Origin of the sequence: Limimaricola sp. G21655-S1 (genome assembly GCF_027213785.1) — a bacterium.
Classification (GTDB): Bacteria; Pseudomonadota; Alphaproteobacteria; order Rhodobacterales; family Rhodobacteraceae; genus Limimaricola.
The window spans coordinates 33582-54677 of sequence record NZ_JAPWGO010000007.1 but is presented as its reverse complement, the minus strand read 5'-3'; the positions used below and the strand labels follow the sequence as shown (position 1 = coordinate 54677).

Here is a 21096-nt window from a genome sequence, read left to right as displayed (position 1 = left end):
GAGGGGCTGACATGGACGGCAAACAGGCCACGCTGGCCGGATTGGGGCTGACGGCGCAAGGCGGCCGCGAGGCACGCCTGACCGGGCTTTCGGTGGATAGCCGCGAGGTGCGGCCGGGTCATCTCTTCGCGGCGCTGCCGGGCAGCGTCGCGCATGGGGCAGGCTTCGTCGAACTGGCGCTCGAAAAGGGCGCTGTCGCGATTCTCACCGATACCGAAGGCGCCCGCATCGCCGCGCCCGCGCTGTCGGGCAGCGAGGTGGCGCTGATCGTCGCCGAGGAGCCGCGACAGGCGCTGGCGCGTGCCGCCGCGCTGTGGTTCGGCCCGGCGCCGGAAACCATCGTCGCCGTCACCGGCACCAACGGCAAGACCTCCGTCTCGACCTTTGCGCGCCAGATCTGGGTCGCGATGGGTCGCCGCGCCGTCAATCTCGGCACCACCGGTGTCGAGGGGGCATGGACCCATCCGCTCAAGCACACGACGCCCGAGCCGATCACGCTGCATCGGGCGCTGGCCCAGGCCGCGCGCGAGGGCGTGACCCATGTGGCGATGGAAGCCTCCAGCCACGGGCTCGATCAACACCGGCTCGACGGCGTGATCCCGGCCGCCGCGGGCTTCACCAATTTTAGCCAGGACCATCTCGACTATCACCACAGCTTCGAGGCCTATTTCGAGGCCAAGCTGGCTCTGTTCGACCGAGTGCTGCCCGATGAGGGCGTGGTCGCGGTCAATCTCGACGACCCCAAGGGTGCCGAGATCGCCCGGCGCTGCGCCGCGCGCGGCCAGGAGGTGATCGGGGTCGGACGTGCCGAGGGGGCGCGGCTCAGGCTTCTGGCGCAACGCTTCGACGCCACCGGGCAGGAACTGCGTTTCGCCTGGCAAGGCACGGCCCGGATGTGCCGGCTCGATCTCGTCGGCGGTTTCCAGGCCGAGAACGTGCTTCTGGCCGCCGCTCTCGTCATCGGCGCGGGGGAAGACCCCGACGAGGTATTCCGGGCGCTGCCGGAGCTGACCACGGTGCGCGGGCGGATGCAGCTCGCCGCCCAGCGCGGCAATGGCGGCACCGTCTTCGTGGATTACGCCCATACGCCCGACGCGGTGGAAACGGCGCTGAAGGCGCTGCGCCCGCACGTGATGGGACGGATCATCGCCATCGTCGGCGCGGGCGGTGACCGCGATCGCAGCAAGCGACCGCTGATGGGCGCGGCCGCCGCTCACAATGCCGAAGCGGTGATCGTCACCGACGACAACCCCCGCAGCGAGGATCCCGCAGCGATTCGCGCCGCCGTGATGGCGGGCGCGCGCGGCGTGGTGGGCGGCGCCGAGAGCATTACCGAGACGGGCGACCGCGCCGAGGCGATCCTGCGCGGTGTCGACGCGCTGGGGCCGGGCGATGCGCTGCTGATCTGCGGCAAGGGTCACGAGACCGGTCAGATCGTCGGCGACGACATCCTGCCCTTCGACGATGCCGAGCAGGCCTCGGTCGCCGTGGCCGCGCTGGAGGGTCACGCATGACGCTCTGGACCGCCGCCGACGCCGGCGCCGCGACCGGTGGGCGCGCCACCACGGAATGGCGTGCCACCGGCGTCTCGATCGACACGCGCACCCTGAAGCCCGGCGATCTCTTCGTGGCGCTGGAGGCGGCGCGAGACGGGCATGATTTCGTGGCGCAGGCGCTCGAGAAGGGCGCCGCGGCCGCGATGGTGAGCCGCATTCCGGAGGGCGTGGCTGAAGACGCGCCGCTCCTGCTCGTCGATAACGTGCTGCCGGCGCTGGAGCGGCTCGGCATCGCGGGCCGTGCCCGGACCCGGGCCCGCGTCGCCGCGATCACCGGTTCGGTCGGCAAGACCTCGACCAAGGAGATGCTGCGCGCGGCCCTTGAGGGGCAGGGGCGCGTCCATGCCGCCGAGGCGAGCTACAACAACCATTGGGGCGTGCCGCTGACGCTGGCGCGGATGCCCGCCGACACCGATTTCGCGGTCATCGAGATCGGCATGAACCACCCCGGCGAGATCGCGCCGCTGGCACGCATGGCGCGTCCGCATGTGGCGATGATCACGACCGTCGCCGCCGTCCATCTCGAGGCCTTCGAGAATGTCGAGGGAATCGCGCGCGAAAAAGCCGCGATCTTCGAGGGGCTGGAGCCGGGCGGCTGCGCCGTGGTCAATGGCGATCTGCCGACCAGCCCGATCCTGCGCGCCGCGGCCCGTGCCGCAGGGGCGCGGATCATCGGTTTCGGCAACGGCGTCAGCAACCACCACCGGCTCAAGGAAGCGCATGTGCGCGACGGAGTCACGGTGGGGCGGGCCCGGCTATGGCGCACCGAGGTGTCGCTCAAGGTCGCGACCGAGGGGCGGCATTTCATGGTCAACGCGCTGGGCGTCATCGCCGTGGCGCAGGCACTGGACGCCGACCGTGCGCGTGCGATCTGCAACCTTTCGGCCTGGGCGCCGCCCGCCGGCCGCGGGACCCGCGAGACGGTGGTGATCGACCCCGCCCGCGACGGCGAGACGCTGGAACTGATCGACGACGCCTTCAACGCCAACCCGACCTCGCTTTCGGCCGCGCTCGCGGTGCTGGCTGCGGCGCAGACCCGCGACGGCGTGGGCCGGGTGCATCGCGGTCGCCGCATCGCGATTCTCGGCGACATGCTGGAGCTAGGCCCGCGCGAGCGCGAGATGCATGCAGAGATGGCCGCAGATCCGTCGATGGCGGCGCTCAGGACCGTGCATTGCGTGGGACCGAGAATGCGCGCGCTGCACGAAGCGCTGCCAGATGCGCAGCGCGGCCGCTGGGTCGAGAGGGTCGATGAGTTGATCCCCGAAACCGCGCGGCTGGTCGATTCCGGCGATGTCGTGCTGGTCAAGGGCTCCAAGGGCAGCCATGTCAGCCGTCTTGTTGACGCGATCCGCAAACTGGGGCAACGGACCCTCTCCGGCGACAAGGAGGCCTGAGGCCCATGCTCTATCTGCTGACGCTGCTGTCCGACGGCGGCGACTTCTTCAACTTGTTTCGCTACATTACCTTCCGTGCCGGCGGGGCCTTCCTCACGTCGCTGCTGTTCGGGTTCCTGTTCGGGCCGCCGCTGATCAACGTGCTGCGCCGCACCCAGGGCAAGGGCCAGCCGATCCGCACCGACGGGCCGGAGGGGCATTTCGTCAAGGCGGGCACGCCGACCATGGGCGGGCTTTTGATTGTCGGCGCGGTGATGACCTCGACGCTGCTCTGGGCGCGGCTCGACAACCCCTACGTGCTGATGGTGCTCTTCGTGACGCTGGGCTTCGCGATGATCGGTTTCGCCGATGATTACGCGAAGGTCCGCAAGCAGAACACGGACGGCGTCTCGGGCAAGCTGCGGCTGCTGATCGGCTTCGCCATCGCCGGTCTCGCGGGCTGGTGGGCGGCGATGTACCATCCCGACAACCTCACCAACCAGCTCGCCTTTCCGGTCTATAACGAGATGCTGCTCAACCTCGGCATCCTGTTCGTGCCCTTCGCCATGGTGGTGATCGTCGGCGCCGCCAACGCGGTGAACCTCACCGACGGTCTCGACGGTCTGGCGATCATGCCGGTGATGATCGCCGCCGGGGCCTTCGGCGTCATAGCCTATGCCGTGGGCCGGACCGACTTCACCGAGTATCTGGGCGTCCACTACGTTCCCGACACCGGCGAGATCCTGATCTTCACCATGGGGCTGATCGGCGGCGGGCTGGGCTTCCTGTGGTACAACGCGCCGCCCGCGGCGGTCTTCATGGGCGACACCGGCAGCCTCGCGCTGGGCGGTGGCCTCGGCGCAATCGCGGTGGCGACCAAGCACGAGATCGTGCTGTCGGTCGTCGGCGGCCTCTTCGTGGTCGAGGCGCTCTCGGTGATCATCCAGGTGCTCTACTTCAAGCGCACCGGCCGCCGGGTCTTCCTGATGGCGCCGATCCACCATCACTACGAGAAGAAGGGCTGGTCCGAGCCGCAGATTGTCATCCGCTTCTGGATCATCTCGCTGATCCTCGCGATGATCGGCCTTGCCACGCTCAAGCTGCGCTGAGGGATTAAAATTGAAGAATTTTTTCGCTTTACTATATCGTGGACTAAACGCTTCAGGCGCTGCAATTGGTTTGTTTGTGGGTGGTGCGATCCTCTGGGATGCCGATGTGAGCCGAAGCGGGCTTTGTGGCAGCAGTTTTCCATTTCTTTTGGCTGCCGTAACGCTGATGGCCGCAGCTGTATTCGTGTTCTTGTATGATGGATTTGCTGCCCGAGCCGAGGAGAATAGTCTTGGCTCTATAGTTGCTGTTTATGTAGTGTATTTATTTTTGATCGGTCCTGTCATTTGGGCAGTAATGGCTCAACTATGATCCCGGTTCGCGGACATGAGGGCCAGACCGTCGCTGTGCTGGGGCTGGGCCGGTCCGGCCGGGCCACCGCGGCGGCGCTGAAGGCGGGTGGCGCGCAGGTCGTCGCCTGGGATGACGGCCCCTCGGGGCGCGAGGCGGCCGAGGCCGAGGGGATCACGCTGCGCGACCTGACCCGCGCGAGCGCCTATGAGGGCGTGTCGCTGCTCGTCACCTCGCCGGGCATCCCGCATCTCTACCCGGCACCGCACGCCGCCATCGCCGCCGCGTGGGAGGCGGGGGTGCCGGTCGACAACGACATCGGCCTGTTCTTTCGCAGCTTCGCCGCCGAGGGTTTCGACCAGTTCGACACCATGCCGCGCATCGTCGCGGTCACCGGCTCGAACGGCAAATCGACCACTTCGGCGCTGATCCACCATATCCTCACCGAGAACGGGCGGCCGGCGCAGCTTGCCGGCAATATCGGCCGCGGCGTGCTCGATCTCGACCCGCCGCATGATGGCGAGGTCGTGGTGCTGGAGCTGTCGAGCTATCAGACCGAGTTGGCGCGCGCCCTGACCCCCGACATCGCGGTGCTGACCAACCTCTCGCCCGATCACCTCGACCGGCATGCCGGGCCGGGCGGCTACTTCGCCGCCAAGCGGCGGCTGTTCTCCGAAGGCGGACCGGACCGCGCCGTGATCGGCGTCGACGAGAACGAGGGGCGCTACCTCGCCAATCAGCTCGCCACGGGAATGGCCGACGACCGCGTCATCGCCATCTCCTCGGGCCGCAAGCTGACCGGTCCGGGCTGGAACGTCTTCGCGCGTAGGGGCTTTCTCGCCGAATACCGCAAGGGGCGGCAGGTGGCCTCGGTCGATCTGCGCGACATCCCCGGCCTGCCGGGCGCGCATAATCACCAGAACGCCTGCGCCGCCTGGGCCGTGGCGCGAAGCCTTGGCCTCGGCCCGCGTGGCATCGAGGCGGCGCTGCGCTCCTATCCCGGCCTGCCGCACCGCTCGCAGCGCGTGGCCGAGAAGGACGGCGTGGCCTTCGTCAATGACAGCAAGGCCACCAATGTCGACGCGGCCGCCAAGGCCCTCGCGGCCTTTCCGCGCATCCGCTGGATCTGTGGCGGGCTGGAGAAGGAGGGCGGCCTGTCGGGGCTGGGCGAGGGGCTGTCGCATGTCGCCAAGGCCTATGTGATCGGCCGCGAGGCCGAGGCCTTCGCGGTGAAGCTCTCGGGCGTCGAGGCGGAGGTCTGCGGCACGATGGCGGTCGCGGTGAAGCGCGCCATGGAAGAGGCCGAGCCGGGCGAGGTGGTTCTGCTGGCCCCTGCGGCCGCGAGCTTCGACCAGTACGACAACTTCGAGAAGCGCGGCGATGATTTCGTCGCCTGCGTCCGCGGACTTCTCTAAGGGTCGCGGGGCGCTCAGCCGCCCTGCGCGATCGCCGTCCCCGCAGCAAAGCCCGAGGCCCAGGCCCATTGAAAGTTGTAGCCGCCGAGCCAGCCGGTGACGTCGACGCATTCGCCGATGAAATGCAGCCCCGGCACCGATTTGGCCTCCATCGTCTTCGATGACAGGGCATCGGTCGAGACGCCGCCCAAGGTGACCTCCGCCGTACGGTAGCCCTCGGTGCCGGTGGGGGTGAGCCGCCAATCCCGCAGGCTTTCACAGAGCGCGTCGATGGCGCGGTCGGATTGATCCGCCATGTTGCCCCGCATCGGATACTCCTCGGCCCAAGCTTCGACCAATCGCGCGGGCAGATGCTGCGCCAGCACCGTCTTCAGGGCCTTCTTCCCGTCGCTGCGCCGCGCCGCGCGGAGGCTTTCGGCGAGCGTACCGTCCGGGGCGAGATCGAGGCGGATCTCGCCGCCTTCGCGCCAATAGGAGGAAGCCTGCAGGATCGCTGGGCCCGATAGGCCACGATGGGTGAAGAGCAGCGCCTCGTCGAAGGCGGGGCCATCGGCCTGCGCGCGCACCGGCAGCGCCACGCCGGACAGCCCCGCGAAACGGTCGGGAAAGGTCAGCGGCACGAGGCCCGGCCGCGTCTCGACCAGCGGCAGTCCGAACTGCTCGGCGATCCTGTAGGCCAGACCCGTCGCGCCCATCTTGGGAATCGACTTGCCGCCCGTCGCCACGACGACGCGGGCCGCACGGATCGTCTCGCGTTTGCCCGCGCGTTCGATCACCGCCCGGAACCCGCTCTCGTCGCGGGACAGTTCGACCAACGAGGTCTCCAGCGACAGTTCGGCCCCGGCTTCGCGCATCTCGGTCAGCAGCATTGAGACGATCTGGGTGGCCTTGCCGTCGCAGAACAGCTGGCCCAGCGTCTTTTCATGCCAGGCGATGCCGTGCTTCTGCACGAGGTCGAGGAAATCCCAGGCTGTGTAGCGCGCCAATGCCGATTTGTGGAAATGGGGATTCGCGCCGAGAAAACATTCAGGCGCGGTCCGCAGGTTGGTGAAGTTGCAGCGGCCGCCGCCCGAAATGCGAATCTTCTCGCCGGGGTTGCGGGCGTGATCGATCACCAGCGTATCGCCCCCCGCATGGATGGCCGCGAAAAGACCGGCGGCGCCGGCCCCGAGGATCAGGGTGTTGATCTGCCGAATATTGTTCATGACTGGGCACCTGCCGCTTTTCTGCCACGGGCTCAAGCCTCGTGGCGGCAAAGACTGGACGTTATTTTCATGGTCAATCCGGCATGAGCGCGCTAGTCTCTCCCGCAGACCCGCACAAGCGGGCAGGGCAGAGGCAATCAGGCAGCAGGTTCATGACCGAAATGGTGCATGGGGCGGTCCCGGTCAGGACCGTCGATCCGATACTCCCGCGCTGGTGGCGCACCATCGATGTCTGGACCATGTCCTGCATCCTGTTGCTGTTTGCGATCGGCATCCTGCTGGGCCTCGCGGCCTCGCCGCCGCTGGCCTCGCGCAATGGTCTCGACCCCTTCTATTACGTCAGCCGCCAGGCCTTCTTCGGCATCGTCTCGCTCGCGGTGATGATGGGCATCTCGATGATGACCCCGCAGATGGTGCGCCGTCTCGCGGTGCTGGGATTCGCGGGCGCCTTCCTCGCGCTGATGCTTCTGCCGTTCTTCGGCACCGATTTCGGCAAGGGCGCCGTGCGCTGGTTCTCCTTCGGCTTTGCCTCCGTGCAGCCCTCCGAGTTCCTCAAGCCCGGCTTCGTGGTGGTGGCGGCCTGGTTCATGGCCGCGGGGATGGAGCCTTCCGGCCCTCCGGGGCGGATATGGTCCTTCGCGCTTGCCTTCACCATCGTGATGTTTCTCGCGCTGCAGCCCGATTTCGGTCAGGCGGCGCTGGTGCTGTTCTCCTGGGGCGTGATGTATTTCGTGGGCGGCGCGCCGATGGTGCTGCTTCTCGGCCTCGCTGGCGCCGTCGTCGCCGGCGGCACGCTGGCCTATAACAACTCCGAGCACTTCGCGCGCCGCATCGACGGCTTCCTTGCCGCCGAGGTCGATCCCAATACCCAGCTGGGCTACGCTACCAACGCGATCCGCGAGGGCGGCTTCTTCGGTGTCGGCGTCGGCGAAGGGCAGGTGAAATGGTCGCTGCCCGACGCGCATACCGACTTCATCATCGCGGTGGCCGCCGAGGAATACGGCCTGATCTGCGTGCTGGTGATCATCGCGCTCTATGCCACGGTGGTGGTGCGCTCGCTGCTGCGGCTGATGAAGGAGCGCGACACCTTCATCCGGCTCGCCGGCACCGGCCTTGCCTGCGCCTTCGGCGTGCAGGCGATGATCAACATGGGCGTGGCGGTGCGGCTGCTGCCCGCCAAGGGCATGACGCTGCCCTTCGTGAGCTATGGCGGCTCCTCGGTGATCGCGTCGGGCATCGCGCTGGGCATGCTTCTGGCCTTTACCCGCACCCGCCCACAAGGCGGCATCGGCGACATCCTGCTGCGGCGGGGCCGCTGATGTCGGCGCCGCTCCTCGTCATCGCCGCCGGCGGCACCGGCGGACACATGTTCCCCGCCCAGGCGCTGGCCGAACTGATGCTCACCCGTGGCTGGCGAGTGAAGCTTTCCACCGATGCGCGCGGCGCGCGTTACACGCAGGGTTTTCCGCGCGAGGTCGAGATCGAGCAGGTCGGCGCCGCCACCTTCGCGCGGGGCGGTCTTTCGGCCAAGGCAATCGCGCCCTTTCGCATCACGGCCGGCGTCGCCGCGGCGGTGAGCCGGATGTTGCGCGACCGGCCGGCCGCCGTGGTGGGTTTCGGCGGCTACCCGTCGATTCCGGCGCTGGCGGCGGCGACGCTGCTCAAGCTGCCGCGGATGATCCACGAGCAGAACGGCGTGCTGGGACGGGTGAACGCGCTCTTCGCGCGGCGTGTCCATGCGGTCGCCTGCGGGACGTGGCCCACCGAGCTGCCCCCGGGCGTCGAGGCGGTCCACACCGGCAACCCGGTACGGCGCGCCGTGCTCGACCGCGTCGGCGCGGCCTACATCCCGCCGGGCGATTACCCGATGTCGGTGCTGGTGATCGGCGGCAGCCAGGGTGCGCGGATCCTGTCCGACGTGGTGCCGCCGGCGATCGCCAACCTGCCGGCAGAGCTGCGCCGCCGGGTCCGCGTCAGCCATCAGGCCCGCGAAGAGGACGTGCAGCGCGTCTCGACCTACTATTCCGACGAGGGCATCGACGCCGACGTTCAGACCTTTTTCGCGGACGTGCCGACCCGGATGAGCGAGGCGCAGCTGGTGATCTGCCGCTCGGGCGCGTCGACGGTGGCGGATCTGAGCGTGATCGGCCGACCGGCGATCCTCGTCCCCTTTGCCGCCGCCGCCGCCGACCACCAGACCGCGAACGCGCGGGGCCTTGTCGAAGCCGGCGCGGCGATCATGTTCCCCGAGAAGAAATTCCACGTCGAGGCGCTGAGCGAGAAGATCGCCCTGGTGCTCGGTGACAGCGACGGCGCCATGCGCATGGCTCATGCGGCACGCGACGCAGGCGTACCGGACGCGGCGGAGCGCCTTGCGGGGGTTGTGGAGCGCCTCGTGGACGCAGAGAAGGGAAAAGATTCTTGATGGACGGGACGCAACCGATGAATGCCGCCACGAAACTGCCGCTCGATGTCGGTCCGATCCACTTCGTGGGCATCGGCGGGATCGGCATGTCCGGCATCGCCGAGGTGCTGCTGAACCAAGGCTACACGATCCAGGGCTCGGACCTGAAGGGCTCGAAGATCACCGAGCGTCTCGAAGGGCTGGGCGCCCGCATCTTCATCGGTCAGTCGGGCGAGAACCTCGACGGCGCCGAGGTGGTGGTGATCTCCTCCGCCATCAAGCCGGGCAATCCCGAGCTCGACGAGGCGCGCCGGCGTGGCCTGCCGGTGGTGCGCCGCGCCGAGATGCTGGCCGAGCTGATGCGGCTGCGCTCGAACGTTGCCGTGGGCGGCACCCATGGCAAGACCACCACCACCACCATGGTGGCGACGCTGCTCGACGCCGGGCATTTCGATCCCACGGTCATCAATGGCGGCATCATCCATGCCTATGGCTCGAACGCCCGGATGGGGCAGGGCGAATGGATGGTGGTCGAGGCCGACGAGAGCGACGGCACCTTCAACCGGCTGCCCGCGACCATCGCCATCGTCACCAATATCGACCCCGAGCACATGGATCACTGGGGTTCGATCGAGGGGCTCAGGAAGGGCTTCCTCGACTTCGTCTCGAACATCCCCTTCTACGGGCTCGCGGTGTGCTGCACCGACCATCCCGAAGTGCAGGCGCTGGTCGGCAAGATCACCGATCGCCGGGTCGTCACCTTCGGCTTCAACGCGCAGGCCGATGTGCGCGCCGCGAACCTGACCTACAAGGCCGGCGTGGCGCATTTCGACATCGTGCTGCGGGCCGAGGACGCGGTGATCGAAGGCTGCAGCCTGCCGATGCCGGGGGACCACAACGTCTCGAACGCGCTGGCCGCCGTCGCGGTCGCCCGGCATCTGGGCATGAAGCGCGACGAGATCCGCGCGGCGCTCGCGGCTTTCGGGGGCGTCAACCGCCGCTTCACCAAGGTCGGCGAATGGAACGGCGTGGCGATCATCGACGATTACGGCCATCACCCGGTCGAGATCGCCGCGGTGCTGCGGGCCGCACGCCAGGCCAGCGAGGGTAGGGTGATCGCGGTGCACCAGCCGCATCGCTTCACCCGCCTGTCCTCGCTCTTCGATGATTTCTGCACCTGCTTCAACGATGCCGACGTGGTCGGCATCTCCGACATCTATGCCGCCGGCGAAGAGCCGATCGAGGGGGCGGGGCGCGACGATCTCGTTGCCGGGCTGATCCGCCACGGCCACCGCCATGCCCGCGCCGTCACCTCCGAGGAAGACCTCGCGCGACTTGTGCGCGAGCAGGCGCGGCCGGGCGACATCGTGGTCTGTCTCGGCGCCGGCACGATCAGCGCCTGGGCCGGCGCGCTGCCGGCAAGGCTGGGACAGGACGGATGAGCGCAGTGCAGGCCCTGCCGCTGGCGGCTGCCTGCCTCTGGCTGATTGCGGCCAATATGGCGTCCATGCTGCCGCGCGACAGTCACCGCAAATGTGCCAGCTTGCTGGTGGTGGTCGGCGTGCCGCTTCTGGGCTGGGTCACCTTTGCGCTGGGCCCGGTCGTGGGCGTGATGCTGATGGCTGGCGGCGCCTCGGTGCTGCGTTGGCCCCTGAGGGCCGCCGGGCGGCGGCTCCGCCGACTGGGAGGAGCATGATGACCGATCTTTCCGATCCTCTGCCGCAGGTGCGCGGCAGGCTGACGCCGAACCGCCCGCTCTCCGATCTGACATGGCTGCGGGTCGGCGGTCCGGCCGACTGGCTGTTCCAGCCCGCCGATCGCGAGGATCTCGCCGATTTCCTGCGTGATCTCGATCCCTCGGTGCCGGTCTTCCCGATGGGCGTCGGCTCGAACCTGATCGTGCGCGATGGCGGGGTGCGGGGCGTGGTGATCCGGCTCGGCCGCGGTTTCAACGGCATCGAGATCGGTGATGACGGCAGCGTCAGGGCCGGCGCGGCCGCACTCGATTCGCATGTCGCGCGCAAGGCGGCGCAGGCGGGGCGCGACCTGACCTTCCTGCGCACCATCCCGGGCGCCATCGGCGGCGCGGTGCGGATGAATGCCGGCTGCTACGGCGCCTATGTGGCCGATGTGCTGCGCGAGGTGAGCGTGATCCATCGCGACGGCCGGACCGAAGTGCTGCCTGCGAAAGCGCTCGAGCTGGGCTATCGCTCCAGTTCCTTGCCGGAGGGGGCGGTGATCGTCGAGGCCGTGTTCGACGCAGGCCCCGGCGAGGCGGCTGCGCTCGATGCGCGGATGGACGAGCAGATCGCGAAGCGCGACGCCAGCCAGCCCACAAAGGACCGGACCGCGGGCTCGACCTTCCGCAACCCGGCCGGGTTTTCCTCGACGGGCCGCGCCGATGACAGCCACGAGCTGAAGGCCTGGAAGGTGATCGACGAGGCCGGGCTGCGCGGGGCACGGCTCGGCGGCGCGGTGATGAACGAAAAGCACCCGAACTTCCTCACCAATGCCGGCGAGGCCACGGCGGCCGAGCTCGAAGCTCTGGGCGAGAAGGTCCGGAAAAGGGTTTACGAGCATTCCGGCCTGACGCTAGAGTGGGAAATCATGCGGGTCGGGCAGCCGTCCGCGTGACAAGCGAATAATTCGGTCCCCGCAAAGCGGGGAAGGCCCGGAATGGGTTATAACAATGACGCGTCGTTCAGCGGCGCGCGAATGGGGCAGTCTGGGAATGTCGAGCGGGACACATCCCAAGGTCGTCGTGTTGATGGGCGGACCCTCGGCCGAGCGCGAGGTCTCCTTGTCATCCGGGCGCGAATGCGCGGCGGCCTTGCGGCAGGCGGGATACGAGGTCGTCGAGGTCGATGCCGGCCCCGACCTGCCGTCGCAACTCCAATCCCATGCGCCCGACGTCGTCTTCAACGCGCTGCATGGCCGCCGTGGCGAGGATGGCTGCGTCCAGGGCCTGCTGGAATGGCTACGCATTCCCTATACCCATTCCGGGGTGCTGGCCTCGGCGCTCGCCATGGACAAGGAGGCATCCAAGGCCGCCTTCCGCGCCGCCGGCCTGCCCGTGGCCGAAAGCCGTCTGGCCTCGAAGGCCGAGGCGATGGCGGCGCATCTGCTGCCGTTGCCCTATGTGATCAAGCCCAACAACGAAGGCTCCAGCGTCGGCGTCTACATCGTGCCCGAAGGTGCGAATGCGCCGCCGCAGCTTTCCGATGACATGCCCGAGACGGTGATGGTCGAGAGCTACCTGCCGGGGCGGGAGCTGACGACGACGGTGATGGGGGACCGGGCGCTCACGGTGACGGACATCGTCACAAGCGGCTGGTACGACTACGACGCCAAGTACAAGACCGGCGGCTCGCATCATGTCGTGCCCGCCGACATCCCGGCCGAGATTTTCGAGGCCTGCCTCGACTACGCGCTTCGGGCGCATCGGGCGTTGGGTTGCCGTGGCCTGTCGCGCACCGATTTCCGTTGGGACGAGGCGCGAGGGCGCGATGGTCTGGTGCTGCTCGAGACCAATACCCAGCCCGGCATGACGCCCACCTCGCTCGCGCCCGAGCAGGCGGCGAAGACCGGGATCTCCTTTCCGGAGCTGTGCCGCTGGCTGGTGGAGGATGCCTCGTGCGATCGCTGAAGTCGCTGTTCGGGCGCGAGCCGCAATACGGCATCCGCCGGGATCCGGCGCCGACGCGCTGGGGCTACCGCTACCAGCGGCTGATGCTGACGCCGACCTTCCGGATCGGGGTGCGCTTCGGCCTGCCGGTCCTGTTCGTCGCTCTGGTCGGTGGCATCTGGTTCGGCCAGGATGACAACCGGGCCGCCTTTGCAAAACAGATCGACCGGCTCAAGGCGACGATCCAGCAGCGTCCCGAATTCATGGTCGGCGCGGTCGAGATCGAGGGGGCCGAGCCGGCGCTCGCCGCTGCGATCCGGGCCTTTCTGCCAGAGACGATGCCGGTGTCCTCCTTCGATCTCGACCTGCCTGAGATCCGCACCCGGATCCGCGAGCTGACGGCGGTGGCCGATGCCACGGTGCGGGTCCGTCCCGGCGGCACGTTGGAGATCGCGGTGACCCAGCGGGTGCCGGTCGCGGTGTGGCGCTATGTCGACGGGCTGCGGCTGGTCGATGCCGAAGGCGTAATGACCGGCATGATCGCGCAGCGCTCCGACCGGGCCGATCTGCCGCTGATCGCGGGCGACGGCGCGCGCGAGAAGATCGACGAGGCACTGGCGCTCTTCGCCGCCGCCGCGCCGGTCGCGCCGCGCATCCGCGGGCTGGTGCGGATGGGCGAGCGGCGCTGGGACCTGGTGCTCGATCGCGACCAGCGGATCCTGCTGCCGGCGGAGAACCCGGTGCAGGCGCTCGAGCGGGTGATGGCGCTCGACGGGGCCGAGGAGATGCTGGCGCGCGACATCGCGGCGGTCGATGTGCGGAATGAGGATCGGCCGACCATAAGGCTGACCGAGCAGGCTCTGGTGCGGCTCCGCCGCGTCAGCGACAACAACTAGAAAACGGAGCGGGGACGAACAGATGGGGCAGCTCTACCAGACCCAGCGGGCAATGCGCCACATGCGCAAGGCGGCGATGCAGCGTGGCGTGATCGCCATTCTCGACGTCGGCACCTCCAAGATTGCCTGCCTGGTGCTGCGATTCGACGGCGATGCCCCCGCGCTCGAGGGCGTGGGCTCGATGGCCGGGCAGTCCAATTTCCGCATCATCGGCGCCGCCACCACCCGCTCGCGTGGCGTCTCCTTCGGCGAGGTCGCGGCGATGGCCGAGACCGAGCGCGCGATCCGCACCGCGGTGCAGGCGGCGCAGAAGATGGCCGGGGTCCGGGTCGATCACGTCATCGCCACGCTGTCCGGCGCGCGGCCGCGCAGCTACGGGCTCGATGGCGAGGTCGAGGTGGAGGCCGGGCAGGTTACCGACGGCGATATCGGCCGCGTGCTGGCGGCCTGCGAACTGCCCGATTACGGCGATGGCCGCGAGGTGCTGCACGCGCAGCCGGTCAACTTCGCGCTCGACCATCGCTCCGGTCTGGCCGATCCACGCGGCCAGATCGGCCAGCGGCTGACCACCGACATGCACCTGCTCACCGTCGACGCCACCGCGATCGAGAACCTGCTCTACTGCATCAAGCGCTGCGATCTCGAAGTCGCGGGGCTGGCCTCATCGGCCTATGTCTCGGGGGTCTCCTCGCTGGTCGAGGACGAGCAGGAGCTGGGCGCGGCCTGCATCGACATGGGCGGCGGCTCGACCGGCATCTCGGTGTTCATCCGCAAGCACATGATCTACGCGGATTCGGTGCGCATGGGCGGCGATCACGTCACATCGGACATCTCGATGGGCCTGCAGGTGCCGATGGCCACCGCCGAGCGGATCAAGACCTTCTATGGCGGCGTCGTCGCCACCGGCATGGATGACCGCGAGATGATCGAGATCGGCGGCGATACCGGCGATTGGGAGCATGACCGCCGCACCGTCAGCCGGGCCGAACTGATCGGCATCATGCGGCCGCGGGTCGAGGAGATCCTCGAAGAGGTGCGCCAGCGGCTCGACGCGGCCGGTTTCGAGCATCTGCCCAGCCAGCAGATCGTGCTCACCGGCGGCGGCAGCCAGATCCCAGGCCTCGACGGGCTGGCGACTCGCATCCTCGGCCAGCAGGTCCGGCTCGGCCGTCCGCTCAGGGTGCAGGGGCTGCCGCAGGCCGCCACCGGGCCGGCCTTCGCGGGATCGGTCGGTCTGTGCCTCTTCGCCGCGCACCCGCAGGACGAATGGTGGGATTTCGACGTGCCCGCCGAAAAGCACCCGGCGCGGTCGCTGAAGCGGGCCTTCAAGTGGTTCAAGGACAACTGGTAATACGCAAGATGTCGCCGACCACCGAGAATCGACGCTGCGGAAACGGCAGAAAATAAGTAGGAATGCCCGAGTTTCCCCGTGACGATGCGGACGCGCGCGGATAGTTTGGCCAGATAATGGCAGATACGCCCGGCGGGACGGGCCAGATTCAGGACAGGCAGACAGCGATGGCACTCAACCTCTCTCTGCCGGGGCAGGAAGATCTCAAGCCCCGGATCACCGTCTTCGGCGTGGGCGGCGCTGGTGGCAACGCGGTCAACAACATGATCGAGAAGGAACTCGACGGCGTCGAGTTCGTCGTGGCCAACACCGACGCGCAGGCGCTGCAGCAGTCGCGCGCCCAGGCCAAGATCCAGATGGGCGTGAAGGTCACCGAGGGGCTGGGCGCGGGCGCCCGCGCCACCGTCGGTGCCGCCGCGGCCGAGGAATCGATCGAGGAGATCGTCGACCACCTCGCCGGGGCTCACATGTGCTTCATCACTGCCGGCATGGGCGGCGGCACCGGTACCGGTGCCGCGCCGATCATTGCCCAGGCCGCGCGCGAGCTCGGCGTGCTCACCGTCGGCGTCGTCACCAAGCCGTTCCAGTTCGAGGGCGGCAAGCGCATGAAGCAGGCCGAGGCCGGCGTCGAGGCGCTGCAGAAGGTGGTCGACACGCTGATCATCATTCCGAACCAGAACCTGTTCCGGCTCGCCAACGAGAACACCACCTTCACCGAGGCCTTCGCGCTCGCCGACGACGTGCTCTATCAGGGCGTCAAGGGCGTGACCGACCTGATGGTGCGTCCTGGCCTGATCAACCTCGACTTCGCCGACGTGCGCGCGGTGATGGACGAGATGGGCAAGGCGATGATGGGCACCGGCGAGGCCGATGGCGAGGATCGCGCCGTGCAGGCTGCCGAGAAGGCGATAGCGAACCCGCTCCTGGACGAGATCAGCCTCGAGGGCGCGCGCGGCGTGCTCATCAATATCACCGGCGGCTACGATCTCACCCTGTTCGAACTGGACGAGGCGGCGAACAAGATCCGCGAAAAGGTCGATCCCGAGGCCAACATCATCGTCGGCTCGACGCTCGACACCGGCATGGAAGGCCGGATGCGCGTCTCGGTCGTGGCCACCGGCATCGATGCGCTGGCCAAGCCCGAGGAAGTCCCGGTGCCGCGCCGCAAGATGAGCGAGCCGCTGCGCGAGCGCGTTTCGACCGAGGAAGAGGCGCCCGCCGCCCCGGTGCCGCCGCGCCGCGAGGCGCCGCAGCAGCCCGCACCGCGCGCTCAGGCCCCCGCGCCGCGCCGCGAGGCACAGCCGCAGTCCCGCCGCGAGCCCGAGCCGAGCTTCGAGGAGGAGGATTACGCCGAGGGCTTCGACACGCGCCGTCCGGCACCGCGCGAGGAAGCGCGCTACCAGCCGCAGCGTGACGACGACCTGCCGCCGCCCGCCTATGAGCCGCGCCGCGAGGCGCCGCAGGCCGAGGCCGCGCCGGAGAGCTTCGTGGCGCCCGCGCCGCGTTCGGGCGGTAGCTCGGCCGGTGACATGGCCCGGCTGCGCGCCGCGGCTCAGAACCAGCCGCGCCCGCAGCAGTCCGAGCGGCAGGAGATGCCGCGCGCCGAGCCGCGCAGCCCCGCCGCCCCGGCACGTGGCGCCGAGGCCGACCGCCAGCAGCCGCGTTTCGGGATCAACTCGCTGATCAACCGGATGACCGGCCATGGTGAGCAGCCGTCCGGTCAGCCCGCGAGCCAGCCGCGCCAGCAGCCGCAGGCGCAGCGCCCGGCGCCGCAGCAGCCCACCGGCCCGCGTCAGGCGCCGAACTGGTCGGATGATGGCGAGACCGATCCCGAGCAGGAACGCATCGAGATTCCCGCCTTCCTGCGTCGTCAGGCCAACTGACCGCTCCGCGCACAACCGCTGTGCGAAAAGGGCCGCCCTCCGGGCGGCCCTTTGTTTTCCTGTGCCGAATTTCTGCCGATGCGTGTCCCCGGTCACATGTTTCACGCTGTCGCAAAGAGTGAATTGTGACTGATGCATGAAGCTCTTAGGTCACGTGGGTAACGAAATCCGAAACGGATCCGGGCAGAGAGACGTGCAGACTACGCTGATCACACAGGTCGGGTTTACCGGCATCGGGCTCCATTCGGGGCGACCGGTCCGGCTGTGCCTGCGCCCCGCACCTGCCGGACACGGCATCGTCTTTCGCCGGATGGACGTGGTCGGCATCGACGCGCGGGTCCCGGCCCGCTGGGACCTCGTCGAGATCTCGCCGCTCAACACACGCATCGTCAACGAGGCCGGTGTCTCCGTCTCCACCATCGAACATTTGATGGCGGCTCTGGCGGGCTGCGGCGTGCACAACGTGCTCGTTGAGATCGACGGGCCCGAAGTGCCGATCCTCGACGGCAGCGCTGCCGGTTTCGCGCGCGCCATCCTCGGCGCCGGCCTGACGCGGCTTGATGCGCCGCTCCACGCCATCGAGATCCTCGCGCCGGTCGAAGCGGTGCATGGTGCCGCCGTGGCACGGCTGCGGCCGCAGATGCCCGATGAGCCGCGCGGGTTGCGCATCGATTTCGAGATCGACTTTCCGGATGCGGCGATCGGCCGTCAGAACCGGGTGCTCGACATGGCCAATGGCGCCTTCCTGCGCGAACTCTGCGACAGCCGGACCTTCTGCCGGCTCTCCGATGTCGAGGCGATGCAGGCGCAGGGGCTGGCCTTGGGTGGCACCTTCGACAACGCCGTCGTGGTCGATGGCGCCGAGGTGCTGAGCCCGGGTGGGCTGCGCCACGCCGACGAGGCGGTGCGCCACAAGATGCTCGACGCGCTGGGTGACCTGACGACGGCCGGGCTGCCGATCCTGGGCGTCTATGAAGGGCGGCGCGCCGGCCATGCGATGACCAACCGGCTGCTGCGGGCGCTCTTCGCGCGGCCCGATGCCTGGCGTCTCGTCACCTGCGATGCGGCGCTTGCCGACCAGCTGCCGGGCAGCCGGATCAAGTCGGCGGATCTCGCCGCCGTTGCCTGACGAAGGCGGTCGCCAAGCGGTCGAGGGAAAAGCCATTTTGCCCCCGATTTTTTCATGCTAGACCCAAGGCCGAGCGGCCCCGAAACGGGGCGTGAACGGGGCGCCGACCCCGGGATGGGCAGATGACCGACAGGATGCAGGACGCGCGGATGGCAGGCAGCGGAACACGGGCCAGCTTGGGCCTGATTTTGGCCTTGGGGCTACTTTCGGCTTGCGGCAACACCACCAACCGTCTGGCCCCCGGCGAGCTCGAAGAGATGAGCGCGGTCGAGATCTACCAGAAGGGCGAGGGCAGCCTCGAAGGCGGACAGTCCGAGGACGCCGCCTTCTATTTCGGCGAGATCGAGCGCCTCTACCCCTATTCGGAATGGGCCAAGCGCGGCCTGATCATGCAGGCCTTCGCGCATCACAAGGACCGCGCCTACGACGAGAGCCGGGCCAGCGCGCAGCGCTATCTCGATTTCTACCCGACCAGCGAGGACGCGGCTTATGCGCAGTACCTGCTGGCGCTGAGCTACTACGACCAGATCGACGATATCGGTCGTGATCAGGGTCTGACCTTTCAGGCGCTGCAGGCGCTGCGCGCGGTGATCGAGCAATATCCTGACAGCAGCTATGCCGCCGAGGCCAAGCTCAAGTTCGATCTCGCCTTCGACCACCTCGCGGCCAAGGAAATGGAAATCGGGCGCTACTATCTCAAGCGCAACCATTACGCCGCCGCCGCCCGTCGTTTCCGGGTGGTGGTCGAGGACTTCCAGACCACCACGCACACCGCCGAGGCGCTGCACCGGCTGGTCGAATCCTATCTCTCGCTGGGCCTTCTCGAGGAGGCGCAGACCGCCGGCGCGATTCTGGGCTACAACTACCGTGGCACCGACTGGTATCGGGACAGCTACGCGCTGCTCACCGGGCGCGGCCTCAGGCCGGAAGCGGCGGGCGACAACTGGCTGGCCGCGATCTACCGCCAGCTGGTGCGCGGCGAGTGGATCTGAATTGCGCGTGCTGACGTTCCGCACGGGGGGTTAGGACCATGCTGCGCGCGCTCGACATTCGGGACATGCTGATCATCGACCGGTTGGAACTTGAGTTTCAGCCCGGTCTCAATGTGCTGACCGGCGAGACCGGGGCGGGCAAATCGATCCTTCTGGATTCGCTGGGCTTCGTCCTGGGCTGGCGCGGTCGTGCCGAACTGGTGCGCGCCGGGGCGGCGCAGGGCGAGGTGACGGCGGTGTTCGAACTGGCGTCGGACCATCCGGCGCGCCGAGTCTTGGCCGAAGCGGGGATCGAGGCGGAGAGCGAGCTGATCCTGCGGCGGGTCAATACCGAAGGCGGCCGCAAAACCGCCTGGGTGAACGATCGCCGCGTTTCGGGCGAGGTGTTGCGCGCGCTCTCGGACGAACTCCTGGAACTGCATGGCCAGCATGACGATCGCGGTCTGCTCGATCCGCGCGGTCACAGGCTGATGCTGGATGAGTTCGCACAGGCGGGCCCGGCCATCGCCGAAACCCGAGCCGCCTGGACCGCGCGCCGCGCCGCACGCAGGACGCTGGCCGCCGCGCAGGAGCAGATCGCCGCGCTCAAGGCCGAGGAGGAGTATCTCCGCCACGCGGTGGCCGAGCTCGACGCGCTCGACCCCCAGCCCGGCGAGGAGGCCGAGCTCGACTCGACCCGTCGCCGGATGCAGGGCGCCGAGCGGGTGCGCGGCGACATCGCCCGGGCGCATCAGGTGATCTCGGGCGAGGGCGCCGAGGGGCTGGTCGCCGACGCGATGCGCTGGCTCGACGGCGCGGTCGAGGCCGCCGAGGGCCGTCTGGATCCGGTGATGGAAGCGCTCGCGCGCGCGCTCGACGCGCTCGGAGAGGCCGAAACCGGGGTGCGCGACGCGCTCGACGCGATGGAGGTCGATCCCCGCGCGCTTGAGGCGGCGGAGGAGCGGCTCTTCGCGCTGCGTGGTCTCGCGCGCAAGCACGACGTGATGGTGGACGAGCTGGCCGAGTTCGCCGACGGGCTGCGGGGCCGGCTGCGTGCGCTCGATGCCTCCGAGGGCGACATGGCCGAGCTGGAAGCGGCCGTTCGAACGGCCGACGCGGCCTATGACGCGGCGGCGCAGGCTCTGACTTCGCTCCGTTCGGAGGCCGGGACGCGGCTGTCGAGCGCGATGGCGGCGGAACTGGCGCCGCTTAAGCTCGACCGGGCCGTGTTCGAAGTCGACATCACCCTGGCCGAGCCGGGCCCCGAGGGGCGCGATGATGTGAGCTTCCGTGTCGCCACAAATCCCGGGGCGCCCGCGGGGCCGCTGTCGCGCATCGCCTCGGGCGGCGAGCTGTCCCGCTTTCTGCTGGCGCTGAAGGTGTGCCTGACCGGGGACAATGCCGGCAAGACGTTGATCTTCGACGAAATTGACCGGGGTCTTGGCGGTGCTACCGCAAATGCGGTGGGCAGGCGACTCGCGCGTCTGGCCGATGGCGCGCAGGTGCTGGTGGTGACCCATTCGCCGCAGGTGGCGGCGCTGGGGGCGCATCACTGGCGGGTCGAAAAGTCGGTGAGCGCCGGACCCACGGGCGAGATCACCACCTCGCGCGTCGTGCCCTTGGGCGAAACCGACCGCATCGACGAGATCGCGCGGATGCTGGCCGGCGACACCGTCACCGAAGCCGCGCGCGGCGCGGCACGCGTTCTGCTCGAGGATGCGGACGCGGCCTGAGGCCTCATGACAAGAGACAGGAATGCTGCCGCTCATGGTACTCGGGCCTGGTAGGCATTCGGAAAGAAAAAGGCGGCATGTTGGACGGGGTTGGTTCCCCGAACATCACACCGCCAAAGTTCGGCATTGCCCGGCCGGTCGGGTTCTAAATTGA

18 protein-coding genes are annotated in these 21096 nt (G+C 68.6%); 17 read left to right on the top strand and 1 reads right to left on the bottom strand.

The window, feature by feature from the left end:
• The first annotated feature begins 11 nt into the window (after positions 1-11).
• From O4G76_RS08770 to murD, 5 genes are read left to right on the top strand one after another with little or no spacing between them, the layout of a single operon-like run.
• A complete protein-coding gene (locus O4G76_RS08770) occupies positions 12-1514 on the top strand; it encodes a UDP-N-acetylmuramoyl-L-alanyl-D-glutamate--2,6-diaminopimelate ligase (protein WP_269396979.1) in 1503 nt (500 codons plus the stop codon).
• A complete protein-coding gene (gene murF / locus O4G76_RS08765; protein ID WP_269396978.1) occupies positions 1511-2953 on the top strand; it encodes a UDP-N-acetylmuramoyl-tripeptide--D-alanyl-D-alanine ligase in 1443 nt (480 codons plus the stop codon). The genes O4G76_RS08770 and murF overlap by 4 nt, the downstream gene beginning before the upstream one ends.
• A 5-nt stretch (positions 2954-2958) precedes the next feature.
• Entirely contained in the window at positions 2959-4041 is a 1083-nt protein-coding gene (mraY, locus tag O4G76_RS08760) for a phospho-N-acetylmuramoyl-pentapeptide-transferase (RefSeq protein ID WP_085894719.1), read from the top strand.
• Between the two features lie 10 nt (positions 4042-4051).
• Entirely contained in the window at positions 4052-4351 is a 300-nt protein-coding gene (locus O4G76_RS08755) for a hypothetical protein (RefSeq protein ID WP_269396977.1), read from the top strand.
• Entirely contained in the window at positions 4348-5745 is a 1398-nt protein-coding gene (gene murD / locus O4G76_RS08750; RefSeq protein WP_269396976.1) for a UDP-N-acetylmuramoyl-L-alanine--D-glutamate ligase, read from the top strand. The genes O4G76_RS08755 and murD overlap by 4 nt, the downstream gene beginning before the upstream one ends.
• A 14-nt stretch (positions 5746-5759) precedes the next feature.
• Here murD and O4G76_RS08745 read toward each other — a convergent pair whose 3' ends face one another.
• Positions 5760-6950 (bottom strand): NAD(P)/FAD-dependent oxidoreductase, encoded by a 1191-nt coding sequence (locus O4G76_RS08745; protein WP_269396975.1) that lies wholly within the window; start codon positions 6948-6950, stop codon positions 5760-5762.
• Positions 6951-7102: 152 nt separating this feature from the next.
• Between O4G76_RS08745 and O4G76_RS08740 the strand changes: the two genes are divergently transcribed.
• The 12 genes from O4G76_RS08740 (at position 7103) to recN (ending at position 20942) form a co-directional block, all read left to right on the top strand.
• Positions 7103-8269 carry a putative peptidoglycan glycosyltransferase FtsW gene (locus O4G76_RS08740; protein ID WP_269396974.1) on the top strand — a complete coding sequence of 389 codons (1167 nt, stop codon included), beginning with the start codon at positions 7103-7105 and terminating at the stop codon, positions 8267-8269.
• Positions 8269-9375 (top strand): glycosyltransferase, encoded by a 1107-nt coding sequence (locus O4G76_RS08735; RefSeq protein ID WP_269396973.1) that lies wholly within the window; start codon positions 8269-8271, stop codon positions 9373-9375. The genes O4G76_RS08740 and O4G76_RS08735 overlap by 1 nt, the downstream gene beginning before the upstream one ends.
• A gap of 17 nt (positions 9376-9392) precedes the next feature.
• Positions 9393-10796, top strand: coding sequence for a UDP-N-acetylmuramate--L-alanine ligase (gene murC / locus O4G76_RS08730; RefSeq protein WP_269397096.1), 1404 nt, complete (start codon positions 9393-9395; stop codon positions 10794-10796).
• Positions 10793-11050, top strand: a complete 258-nt coding sequence (locus O4G76_RS08725) for a DUF2484 family protein (RefSeq protein WP_269396972.1) — start codon at positions 10793-10795, stop codon at positions 11048-11050. The genes murC and O4G76_RS08725 overlap by 4 nt, the downstream gene beginning before the upstream one ends.
• Entirely contained in the window at positions 11050-11988 is a 939-nt protein-coding gene (gene murB, locus O4G76_RS08720) for a UDP-N-acetylmuramate dehydrogenase (RefSeq protein ID WP_269396971.1), read from the top strand. Before O4G76_RS08725 ends, murB begins: the two co-directional genes overlap by 1 nt.
• A gap of 91 nt (positions 11989-12079) precedes the next feature.
• Complete coding sequence (locus O4G76_RS08715; RefSeq protein WP_269397095.1) at positions 12080-13000, top strand: D-alanine--D-alanine ligase; 921 nt, start codon at positions 12080-12082, stop codon at positions 12998-13000.
• Complete coding sequence (locus tag O4G76_RS08710) at positions 12988-13875, top strand: cell division protein FtsQ/DivIB (protein ID WP_269396970.1); 888 nt, start codon at positions 12988-12990, stop codon at positions 13873-13875. Before O4G76_RS08715 ends, O4G76_RS08710 begins: the two co-directional genes overlap by 13 nt.
• 22 nt (positions 13876-13897) lie before the next feature.
• On the top strand, positions 13898-15226 hold the full coding sequence (ftsA, locus tag O4G76_RS08705) for a cell division protein FtsA (RefSeq protein ID WP_269396969.1): 1329 nt from the start codon (positions 13898-13900) through the stop codon (positions 15224-15226).
• A gap of 167 nt (positions 15227-15393) precedes the next feature.
• Positions 15394-17109, top strand: a complete 1716-nt coding sequence (gene ftsZ, locus O4G76_RS08700) for a cell division protein FtsZ (RefSeq protein WP_269396968.1) — start codon at positions 15394-15396, stop codon at positions 17107-17109.
• A gap of 193 nt (positions 17110-17302) precedes the next feature.
• Positions 17303-18238 carry a UDP-3-O-acyl-N-acetylglucosamine deacetylase gene (lpxC, locus tag O4G76_RS08695; protein ID WP_269396967.1) on the top strand — a complete coding sequence of 312 codons (936 nt, stop codon included), beginning with the start codon at positions 17303-17305 and terminating at the stop codon, positions 18236-18238.
• 122 nt (positions 18239-18360) lie between these two features.
• On the top strand, positions 18361-19230 hold the full coding sequence (locus tag O4G76_RS08690) for an outer membrane protein assembly factor BamD (RefSeq protein ID WP_373568024.1): 870 nt from the start codon (positions 18361-18363) through the stop codon (positions 19228-19230).
• Between the two features lie 38 nt (positions 19231-19268).
• A complete protein-coding gene (gene recN / locus O4G76_RS08685) occupies positions 19269-20942 on the top strand; it encodes a DNA repair protein RecN (protein WP_269396966.1) in 1674 nt (557 codons plus the stop codon).
• Positions 20943-21096: the final 154 nt, after the last annotated feature.